A 9815-nucleotide genomic window follows, 5' to 3' on the forward strand; every position below is an offset into this window, starting at 1 on the left:
GTCCGCTTCGAGTCGAAGATGATGATCGACGGCAAGCTCGTCGACGGGCAGGCCGGCGCCTTCACCAACATCAACCCGGCAACCGAGGAGTCGCTCGGCGAGGTCGCCGACGCCTCGAAGGAGGACATGCACCGGGCCATCGACGCCGCCCGGCGCGCCTTCGACGAGACCGACTGGTCGACCAACAAGGAGCTGCGCAAGCGCTGCCTGCTGCAGCTGCACGAGGCGATCGAATCGGAGATCGACGAGCTGCGCGAGGAGCTCATCCTCGAGGTGGGTTCGCCCCGGGCGATCACGTTCGGACCGCAGCTGGACGCTCCACTGGAAGACGGACTGAAGTACCCCGCCCGGTTGATCGACGAGTACGCCTGGGAGACCGACCTCGGTGACAAGGTGATCAGCCTGACCGGCACGCTGACCACCCGTAAGGTCTGGCGGGAGCCGGTCGGTGTCGTCGGTGCCATCGTGCCGTGGAACTTCCCGTTCGAGGTCACCCTCAACAAGCTCGGCCAGGCCCTGGGCACCGGAAACACGGTGGTGCTCAAGCCCGCGCCGAACACCCCGTTCAACGCGACCCGCCTCGGTCGGCTGATCGCCGAAAAGACCGATATCCCAGCGGGTGTCGTCAACGTCGTCACCGCATCGGATCACTTCGTGGGCGAGGAGCTCACGCTGTCACCCAAAGTCGACCTGATCTCGTTCACCGGCTCGACCGTGGTCGGCAAGCGGATCATGGAAAAGGGTGCGGCCACAATGAAGCGGCTATTCCTGGAGTTGGGAGGCAAGTCGGCCACCATCGTGCTGGAGGACGCCGACTTCGGCACCGCCTGCATGGTCGGCATCGCGCCGTGCATGCACGCCGGTCAGGGTTGCGCCAACCCCACCCGGCTGCTGTTGCCGCGGTCCCGCTATGACGAGGGTGTCGAGATCCTGAAGAACATTTACGAGAACGTCACCTGCGGCGACCCGCAGGACCCCGGAACCCTGTGTGGGCCGGTGATTTCGCAGCGGCAGTTCGATCGGGTGACCGGCTACATCGAGAAGGGCGTCGAAGAGGGTGCTACGGCGCTGGTTGGCGGCCCGGGCGCGGCCACCGGCTTCGACAAGGGATACTTCATCAGGCCAACGCTTTTCACCAACGTCGACAATAAGATGACAATCGCGCAGGAAGAGATTTTCGGTCCGGTGCTCTCGGTGATCCCCTTCGAGGACGAGGAAGACGCGATCCGCATCGCCAACGACAGCGTGTACGGGTTGGCGGGCAACGTGTTTGCCGGCTCCCTCGAGCGTGCGCTGTCGGTGACCCGTCGGATCAGGGCCGGCTTCATGGGCGTCAACGGAGGTGCGCCGTACGGCGCCGACACACCGTTCGGCGGTTACAAGGAGAGCGGCGTGGGACGGCAGAACGGTGTCGCCGGCTTCGACCAGTACACCGAAATCAAGTCCGTCGCGTACCCCGCCGGCTAAGCATCAACCGTTAAGACGAGATTGCCGTCACGGCCGCGGTTTCGGTTTTGATCGCGACCGTGGCGGCTATTTCGGTCAGCCGGGCGGTAGCGGCCGTTTTAGGGTGCACACGATGCTCCACTCGAAATAGTGGTCACCGCCGCGGTCGTATTCCTTGAAGCGGTGGGCGACTTGGGTGCGCTGCACCGAGGACCCCACTATTTCCCAGCCCTGTTCGCCGTAGGTCTTCGTCAGACGGTTCGCCTCTTCCAGGACCGTCTCCAACGACTCATGCGTCTGCGAGATGAAGGTGCTCTCCCATCGCTGGGGATACCACTTGCTGTCTGAGTCCAGCCACCAACCGGGCCCGGGCGCAGGAGTGCTCACATCCGGGGACCATATGCGCTGCCGCCCCAGGACAAATGAATTACAGGTGACCGAAGCAGTACGCGCCGCCGAAGAACTGGCGTCGAACGCGGGGCTGCGTGATGGGTGGTGAAGGCAGCGGGCGATCGGGCTATCCCGGTTCGCTCAGCTTGACCTAATATTTGTTCAGCTCTAGATTGGCAGGAGAGGTTGCGCCGCCCGGGGGTTGACGTGGGGTGGGGGCGGTTACCCGGATGCTAGGAGTCCTGTTGAGCGAATTCGAATCGGTTGATTTCTTCACAGATCTGTCCCTGATACCGGATCCGTACCCGTACTTCGATCAGCTGCGTGCCCGCTGTCCGGTGCTTCCGCGACCCGCCCAGGGCGTGACGGCGGTAACGGGACACGCCGAAGCACTCGCCGTCTACAAAGATCCGGCGTTCTCGTCGTGCGTCTCGGTCGCCGGCCCGTTTTCGGGATTGCCGTTCGAGCCCGAGGGCGACGACATCGGCAGCCTGATCGAACAACATCGCTCGCAGATCCCGATGAGCGAACACATCGTGACCCAGGACCCGCCGGAGCACGCGCGGACGCGAGGTCTGCTCAGTCGTCTGCTGACACCCAAGCGGCTCAAGGAAAACGAAGACTTCATGTGGCGGCTCGCCGATCAGCAGCTCGACGAGTTCCTGTCCGGCGGAAGCTGTGAATTCCTCGACGACTATGCGCGACCGTTCTCCGGGTTGGTGATCGCCGACCTGCTGGGAGTCCCCATCGAGGACCACGAAGAGTTCCGGGATGTGTTCTCGGGCAAGTTTTCCGGTGGCGTCGAGGACGATTCGGTGACGCGTGCGCACAATCCGCTGGAATACCTCGACGAGAAGTTCACCACCCACATCACCGAACGCCGCCGCCATCCTCGCGAAGATGTGTTGACCGAGCTGGCCCAGGCGAAGTACCCCGACGGTTCGACTCCCGAAGTCATCGACGTGGTCCGGCTGGCGACATTCCTGTTCGCGGCCGGTCAGGAAACGACCACCAAGCTGCTCAGCTTCGGCATCCGCACGCTCGCAGAGAACCCGGAGTTGCAGAAGCTGCTCCGCGAAGACCGCAGCCGGATACCGAATTTCGTCGAAGAGACGTTGCGCATGGAGAGTCCGGTCAAGTGTCACTTCCGGATGGCGCGCACCACGACCTCGATCGGTGACACCGACATCCCGGCGGGCAGCACGGTGATGTTGCTGCCCGGCGCGAGCAACCGGGATGCACGAAAGTTCGAGCAGCCCGACGAGTTCCGCATCGACCGGCCGAACGTGCGTGAACACGTGGCCTTCGGCCGCGGCAATCACTCCTGCCCGGGCGCACCGCTGGCCCGCGCGGAGGGACGAATCTCGCTGAACCGCATACTCGACCGGATGGCGGACATCACCATCGCGGAGGCCGAGCACGGGCCGCCGGACGCCCGCCGCTACAGCTATGACCCGACCTGGCAGATGCGGGGCCTGTCCGAGTTGCACCTCGAATTCACCCCGATTTCGTGAGTACCCGCGAAATCGGCGAGTGGGATCCGGGCTTCACCGAGCGTTTGGTCAGTGCGGCAGAACCCTTGGCGCGACGCTGGTTTCGCTTCGAGGTGCGGGGGCTGGAATCTTTTCCACCCGACGGCGGTGCCCTGGTCGTCGGCAACCACTCGGGCGGCATGCTCACGCCCGACGTGCTGATCTTCGCCGCGGCCTTCTACCGCAGGTTCGGTTATCAGCGTCCGCTGTACACGCTCGGCCACGACGGGATGTTCGTCGGGCCGATGGCGGATTGGTTGAGTCGCCTCGGGGTCATTCGCGCGACCGTAAAAAACACCGCGCGGGCGCTGCGGTCCGGTGGTGTGGTGCTGGTGTTCCCGGGCGGGATTTACGATGCCTACCGACCGACGCTGGCGGAGAACGTGATTGACTTCAACGGCCGGACCGGATATATCAGGTCGGCGATCGACGCGCGGGTACCGATCGTGCCGGTGGTCTCCATCGGTGGGCAGGAAAGCCAGTTGTTCCTCACCCGCGGCACGTGGCTGGCGAAGCGGTTGGGCCTGTCGCGGTGGCGGTCCGACATTCTGCCCATCACCGTGGGATTCCCGTTCGGGCTCAGCATGATCATGCCGCCCAACCTGCCGTTGCCGACCAAGATCGTCAGCGAAGTGCTGGAACCGATCGACGTCGCTGCGCAATTCGGCGAAACGCCTGGCGCCGCCGACGTGGACGCACACATCCGCGCCATGATGCAGAGCACTCTGGACGGTCTGGCTCGCGAGCGGCGCTTTCCCATCCTGGGCTAGGGCCGATACGACCAAACTCTGGTAACCATTAACCGAGTTTGGAAAGCGATAGCACCCGCGCAAGCGCTTTCGCGGCTGACGTGCATACCATCCGGGAGGATGCCTATGCGGGAGTTGAAGTGCTAATCCGTCGAGTTGACAGCGGGTGGCATCGCGCTCTGCACGACCGCCAGGTCATCGGAAAACCCTGCCGCAGTGTGGATTTCGCAAAAAGCGTTGATCATGGCGTCAGTGAGTTCATGGGGGTCGCCGAGGGTGCGGTCGTCGGCGATCACCGATATGTTCAGCTGGTCGACATAGCTCCACACGGTGATGTTGATCCCACACGCGGTGATCAGCGGTCCGGCTGAATAGATTTCGCTGACCGGGGCGCCGGCGAAACGACCACGCTCACGCGGCCCCATCACGTTGGAGATCGGGATGTTGAATAGCCTGTTTCTGGTGTCCCGCCGGGCCAGCCATCTGAATGCCAGCGGGGCTGCCGCACCCGGTAGGTAGCTGATCAATCTGCCATACAGCTCCGGCCCGAAAAGCTCGTTGTTTTCCTTGGCGATTGCGGTACTCATCGCCGTCAGCCGCACCCGCTGCAGCGGATCGCCGATCTGCGTCGGCAGCGACACCGCCATGCCGCCAAGCTCGTTGCCGCTGATCCGCTCCGGCGACCTGTCAGTAGTGGCCGGGACCGAGGCGACCAGGGGTTGGTCTGCGCTGCCGTCGTAGCGCAACAGCAGTTCGCGCAGTGCGCCGGCGGCGATCGCCATCACCATGTCGTTGATGGTGATCTGCAGCTGTTTGGCGGTCTGTTTGACCTGAGCCAACGGCAGTGTCGCAGTGGCGAAAGTCCTTGCCGGCGAGACCTTGTGGTTGATGAACGTCGGCGGTGCGTGCAGCATCCGAGCAAGGTCGGGCTGCTTGCCGCGCTGCCGGGCGCGCCGCCGCAGCCGCCGCGCCCCGGCGACGGCCTCGGCCATCACCCCGGGTAACGCGGCGGCCTGACGGACGTGATCCTCGGCGGCAGCACGCAGCAGCTGGGCCGTCGAAGGCGGAATGCACCTCGTGTCATTGTCGCGGTCGTCCTGCACCGGGCCGGCCAAGTCCATCAGCCTGGCCAGCAGATTGGCCGAGGCGACGCCGTCGGCCAAGGCGTGGTGCATCTTGCCGATGATCGCGAATTTCTGATCGGCCATGCCTTCGGCGAAGTGGAACTCCCACAACGGGCGGTCGCGATCCAGCGGGATGCCGGCAATCTGCCCGATCACCTGGTCGAGCTCTCGGCGCCCGCCCGGGGCGGGCACCTGGACGCGGCGCACATGAAAGTCGAGGTCGACTTCGCAATTCTGCAGCCACATCGGATGATGCAATCGCCATGGGATGTCGATTAGCTTGTAGCGCAACGGATCCAGCCGATGCAGCCGTCGGCGCAGTGTGTGCTTAAAAACGTCGAAGCTGAACTCGCCGTCGTAGTCGGCGGTATCGACGATTGCCACCTTCAAGGTGTGCGTATGCAAGTTCGGCGTCTCGCTGTATAACAGCATCGCGTCCATGCCGTTGAGCCGCTTCACTCGACCATTATTGCCCCAGAACTACCCCGGGCTGCGCCCGCCCAACCCCTTGGTTGACAATCGACGCAAGACTCCACTCTTTAAGTCCACGTGTCAAAGGAGACAAGACCATGGCTGAAGCCGTCATCGTCGAGGCAGTGCGTTCACCGATCGGCAAACGCAACGGCGGATTGTCCGGGGTGCACCCGGCGGATCTGTCCGCGCAGGTGCTCAACGGCCTGGTCGATAAGGCCGGAGTCGATCCGGGACTGGTCGACGACGTCATCTGGGGCTGCGTCATGCAGGCCGGTGAGCAGGCTCTCGACATCGGCCGCACCGCGTTGTTGACCGCGGGGTGGCCGGAGACGGTCCCGGGCGTGACCGTGGACCGCCAATGCGGATCGAGCCAGCAATCCATCCACTTCGCGGCGGCCGGAGTGATCGCCGGGCACTACGACGTCGTCGTCGCCGGCGGCGTCGAGTCGATGTCACGGACCCCGATGGGAGCATCGCTGGCCAACGGCGGACGGCCGTACCCCCAGGCCTTTCTGGACCGCTACCAAGGGCAGATCCCCAACCAGGGCATCGGCGCAGAGATGATCGCCGAGCAGTGGGGATTCGACCGCACCGCGCTCGACCAGTTCTCCCTCGACTCACACGAAAAGGCAGCTGCCGCACAGGATTCCGGCGCCTTCGATGACCAGATCGTTGGCATCAAGGACCAGGACGGCAACGTGGTGCTCAAGGACGAAGGCATCCGCCGCGGCACACCGATGGAGAAAATGGCCTCGCTGAAGCCGGCGTTCAGGGAGGACGGCGTGATCCACGCCGGCAACTCGTCGCAGATTTCCGACGGCTCGGCGGCAATCCTGTTCATGTCCGCCGAGAAGGCCAAGGAGCTGGGACTCAAGCCGATCGCCAAGGTGCACACGGCGGCGCTGGCCGGGGCCGACCCGGTGATCATGCTGACCGCACCCATCCCGGCGACCCAGAAGGTGCTGAAACGCTCCGGGCTGTCCATCGACGACATCGGCGCCTACGAGGTCAACGAGGCGTTCGCCCCGGTTCCGCTGGCCTGGCTCAAGGACATCGGAGCCGACGAGAAGAAGCTGAACCCTAACGGCGGCGCCATCGCACTGGGCCACCCGTTGGGCGGGTCCGGTGCCCGGATCATGACCACGCTGCTGTACCACATGCGGGACAAGGGAATTCGTTACGGATTGCAGACCATGTGCGAGGGTGGCGGCCAGGCCAACGCCACCATCGTGGAACTGCTGTGACCCAGGCGCCGGGCGCCCTGGCCGAGCGCCGGGGCAACGTGATGGTGATAACCATCAACCGGCCGGAAGCCCGCAATGCGGTGAACGCCGCCGTCAGCATCGGCCTCGGGGATGCGCTCGAAGAAGCGCAGCACGACCCCGAATTGCGGGCGGTGGTGGTCACCGGCGCGGGGGACAAGTCGTTCTGCGCCGGGGCCGATCTCAAGGCGATCGCACGCCGCGAGAACATCTATCACCCCGGCCATCCCGAATGGGGTTTCGCCGGATACGTCCACCACTTCATCGACAAGCCCACGATTGCGGCGGTGAACGGGACCGCCCTGGGCGGGGGCACCGAGCTGGCGCTGGCCAGTGATCTGGTGGTGGCCGACGAACGAGCCCAGTTCGGCCTGCCCGAGGTCAAGCGGGGACTGATCGCCGCCGCCGGCGGCGTGTTCCGGATCGCTGACCAGTTGCCCCGCAAGGTGGCAATGCAGCTGCTGTTGACCGGCGAACCGCTCACCGCGGCTCAGGCCTGCGAATGGGGCCTGATCAACCAGGTCGTGGCGCAGGGCTCGGTGCTCGATGCCGCGCTGGCGCTGGCCGAGCGGGTCACCGTCAACGCCCCACTGTCGGTGCAGGCCAGCAAGCGGGTCGCCTACGGCGTCGACGACGGCGTCATCGTCGGTGACGAACCGGGTTGGGAACGCACCATGCGGGAAATGAAGGCGTTGCTCAAGTCCGAAGACGCCAAAGAGGGCCCACTGGCCTTCGCCGAGAAGCGGGAGCCGGTCTGGAAGGCGCGCTAGCCGGCCAGGATGTTGACGCCGCGGTCGAACACCGCCGGTAGCAGCGTGCACGCCGGCACGACGGCGCGCCGCACCGGCTGCGGCGTGCTGGCCAGCACCAGCGCGCGGGTGAGCAGCCGGTAATCGCGGGTGATCCGGTGCCACGCTTTCTCGTAGCGGGCCGGCGTCTCGTTGCCGATGGCCTCGACCGCCGCGGCGGCCTGCTTGAGGGCCAGGCTGATGCCCTCACCGGTGAGGGCGTCCTCGTAGCCCGCGGCGTCGCCGACCAGTAGCACCCGCCCCGCGACTCGGCGCGAAACCACCTGCCGCAGCGGGCCGCAGCCGCGGGCGGGTCCGGGCTCGCCGCCCTGCAACTGCCGGGCCAGCTGTGGGAACCAGGCGAGGTCGGGCCGGCCACGCGACAGGATCGCCACACCCACCAGATCGGGCTCGACGGGCGTCACGTATGCCTCGCCCCAGCGCGACCAGTGCACTTCAACGAATTCCGACCATGCCGGCACTCGGTAGTGCCGACGCACGCCGTAGCGCCGCGGTGTCCCGGCCGTCGCCGTGATTCCGACGGCGCGCCGGACCGGTGAATGCAGTCCGTCGGCCGCCACCATCCATTTCGCGCGCACACCGGCGGCCGAGACGCCGTGGGCGTCTTGCGCGACCTTTGTCACCCGCGCGCGGATCCAGTCGGTGTCTTGCTCTTTGGCGCGCGCGGCCAGTGCAGCGTGCAACGTCGTGCGCCGGAGGCCGCGCCCCGGCCCGTTGCGAAAACGTGCCTGGGCGCGCCGTCGTTCACTGACGTAGGCGATCCCGTGAAACGGCATGCCAACCGGATCCACGTCCAACGAGGTGAGTTCGGCCAATCCGCCGGGCATCAATCCCTCGCCACACGCCTTGTCGATGGGGTCCTCTCGCGGTTCGGCCACGATCACCGAAAGTCCAAGACGTCGAGCATGTAACGCGGTGGCCAGCCCGCCCGGGCCGCCGCCGACGATCAACAAGTCCGAGTCGTAATCGCTCACGTATAACCCAACGCGGAGTTCTCCACCTGCAGGCGCACCCTCAGCAATGCGGCGTTGGCCAGCGTGAAAACGGTCGCGGTCAGCCACGCCGTGTGCACGAGCGGCAACGCCAACCCCTCAGCCACCACTGCAACATAGTTCGGGTGGTGCAACCAGCGGTAGGGACCCTGGCGCACCAACGGCGCCTGCGGCAAGACGATCACCCGGGTGTTCCACCGCTGGCCCAGCGTCGTGATACACCACCAGCGCAACGCCTGGCTGGCCGCCACCACTGCCAGCATCGGCCAGCCCAGCCATGCGATGAACGGCCGGTGCAACGCCCACGGTTCGACGAGGCAGCCGACCAGCAGCGCGGTGTGAATGGCCACCATCACCGGATAGTGCGACCGACCAAACTCCTTGGCGCCCTGGGTAAACGACCATCGCGCGTTTCGGGTCGACACCACCAGCTCCGCGACGCGTTCGAGTGCGACCGCCACTATCAGCAGGTAATACATGGCTACAGTCTTAACCAGCTCTACCAGGCCAGCAGCACCAGCTCGGAGCAGAACGCAGGCCCCATCGCGATCATCAGCCCGATCGAGCCCGGCTGAGGCGGATCGGCCATGTTGGCCGCGAGCACGTCGAGCACCGAGACCGACGATAGGTTTCCGTTGTCGCGCAACGAGTTTCGTGTGTGGTCGAGAGCATCCTCGGGAAGGTCCAGCACGCTCTCGACGGCCTCGATCACCCGCGGGCCGCCCGGGTGGCACACCCAGGTCGTCACATCGCTCGGGCTCAGCCCGTGGTCGGCGAGGAATTCGCGCACGTCGTCGCCCAGGGTGCCAACCGGGCCGGCCGGGAACACACCGGCCCTCGAGTACTGGCCACCCGCAGCAGGCTCTATCCCGACACCGAAGAGGTGATGGGCTGGAAGATCGGCGCCGACGGCTTCCGGATCGTGCTGTCCGCCGACGTCGCCACCATCGCCGAGAAATACCTGGGCGACGACGTGCGCGAATTCCTCGCCGACCACGGGCTGAGCCCGAGCGATGTGACGACCTGGGTGTGCCAGC

Annotated in this window: 9 protein-coding genes and 2 pseudogenes; 6 read left to right on the forward strand and 5 right to left on the reverse strand. The window is 65.6% G+C overall.

Annotated features, from left to right (window positions below; translation table 11 throughout):
* Nucleotides 1-1467: aldehyde dehydrogenase family protein (locus A5625_RS08035; protein ID WP_232003526.1), on the forward strand; the 1467-nt coding region annotated here is incomplete at its 5' end.
* 75 nt (nucleotides 1468-1542) lie between these two features.
* Here the strand turns inward: A5625_RS08035 and A5625_RS08040 are convergent.
* On the reverse strand, nucleotides 1543-1833 hold the full coding sequence (locus tag A5625_RS08040) for a hypothetical protein (protein ID WP_066991290.1): 291 nt from the start codon (nucleotides 1831-1833) through the stop codon (nucleotides 1543-1545).
* Nucleotides 1834-2081: 248 nt separating this feature from the next.
* Here A5625_RS08040 and A5625_RS08045 point away from each other — a divergent pair, with 248 nt between their 5' ends.
* Both A5625_RS08045 and A5625_RS08050 read left to right on the forward strand, forming a co-directional pair.
* A complete protein-coding gene (locus A5625_RS08045) occupies nucleotides 2082-3350 on the forward strand; it encodes a cytochrome P450 (protein WP_066991317.1) in 1269 nt (422 codons plus the stop codon).
* Nucleotides 3332-4138 (forward strand): lysophospholipid acyltransferase family protein, encoded by an 807-nt coding sequence (locus tag A5625_RS08050; protein WP_066991292.1) that lies wholly within the window; start codon nucleotides 3332-3334, stop codon nucleotides 4136-4138. The genes A5625_RS08045 and A5625_RS08050 overlap by 19 nt, the downstream gene beginning before the upstream one ends.
* Nucleotides 4139-4260: 122 nt before the next feature.
* Here the strand turns inward: A5625_RS08050 and A5625_RS08055 are convergent, their stop codons facing one another.
* The gene (locus A5625_RS08055; RefSeq protein ID WP_066991295.1) at nucleotides 4261-5700 is read right to left on the reverse strand and encodes a wax ester/triacylglycerol synthase family O-acyltransferase; all 1440 of its coding nucleotides are present in this window, start codon (nucleotides 5698-5700) and stop codon (nucleotides 4261-4263) included.
* 110 nt (nucleotides 5701-5810) lie between these two features.
* Between A5625_RS08055 and A5625_RS08060 the strand changes: the two genes are divergently transcribed.
* A complete protein-coding gene (locus tag A5625_RS08060; protein WP_066991298.1) occupies nucleotides 5811-6959 on the forward strand; it encodes a thiolase family protein in 1149 nt (382 codons plus the stop codon).
* The gene (locus tag A5625_RS08065; protein WP_066991301.1) at nucleotides 6956-7747 is read left to right on the forward strand and encodes a crotonase/enoyl-CoA hydratase family protein; all 792 of its coding nucleotides are present in this window, start codon (nucleotides 6956-6958) and stop codon (nucleotides 7745-7747) included. The genes A5625_RS08060 and A5625_RS08065 overlap by 4 nt, the downstream gene beginning before the upstream one ends.
* On the opposite strand, the gene A5625_RS08070 is transcribed toward A5625_RS08065, so the two are convergent.
* The 3 genes and pseudogenes from A5625_RS08070 to A5625_RS08080 form a co-directional block, all read right to left on the reverse strand.
* On the reverse strand, nucleotides 7744-8760 hold the full coding sequence (locus tag A5625_RS08070; RefSeq protein WP_066991304.1) for an NAD(P)/FAD-dependent oxidoreductase: 1017 nt from the start codon (nucleotides 8758-8760) through the stop codon (nucleotides 7744-7746). The genes A5625_RS08065 and A5625_RS08070 overlap by 4 nt on opposite strands.
* Nucleotides 8757-9257 (reverse strand): isoprenylcysteine carboxyl methyltransferase family protein, encoded by a 501-nt coding sequence (locus A5625_RS08075; protein ID WP_066991307.1) that lies wholly within the window; start codon nucleotides 9255-9257, stop codon nucleotides 8757-8759. Before A5625_RS08075 ends, A5625_RS08070 begins: the two co-directional genes overlap by 4 nt.
* A 20-nt stretch (nucleotides 9258-9277) precedes the next feature.
* Nucleotides 9278-9580 (reverse strand): annotated as a pseudogene (locus tag A5625_RS08080) (3-oxoacyl-[acyl-carrier-protein] synthase III C-terminal domain-containing protein); the annotation flags it as partial.
* Between A5625_RS08080 and A5625_RS08085 the strand changes: the two are divergent.
* A pseudogene (locus A5625_RS08085) lies at nucleotides 9545-9815 on the forward strand (type III polyketide synthase); the annotation flags it as partial. The pseudogenes A5625_RS08080 and A5625_RS08085 sit on opposite strands and share 36 nt — an antisense overlap.

The organism is Mycobacterium sp. 1465703.0 (genome assembly GCF_001672975.1).
In the GTDB taxonomy this organism is placed as follows: Bacteria; Actinomycetota; Actinomycetes; order Mycobacteriales; family Mycobacteriaceae; genus Mycobacterium.

Bases quoted from the DNA above. Each gene is read 5' to 3' on its own strand.
- A5625_RS08060 (WP_066991298.1), top strand. From the start codon at position 5,811: ATGGCTGAAGCCGTCATCGTCGAGGCAGTGCGTTCACCGATCGGCAAA.
- A5625_RS08075 (WP_066991307.1), bottom strand. From the start codon at position 9,257: ATGTATTACCTGCTGATAGTGGCGGTCGCACTCGAACGCGTCGCGGAG.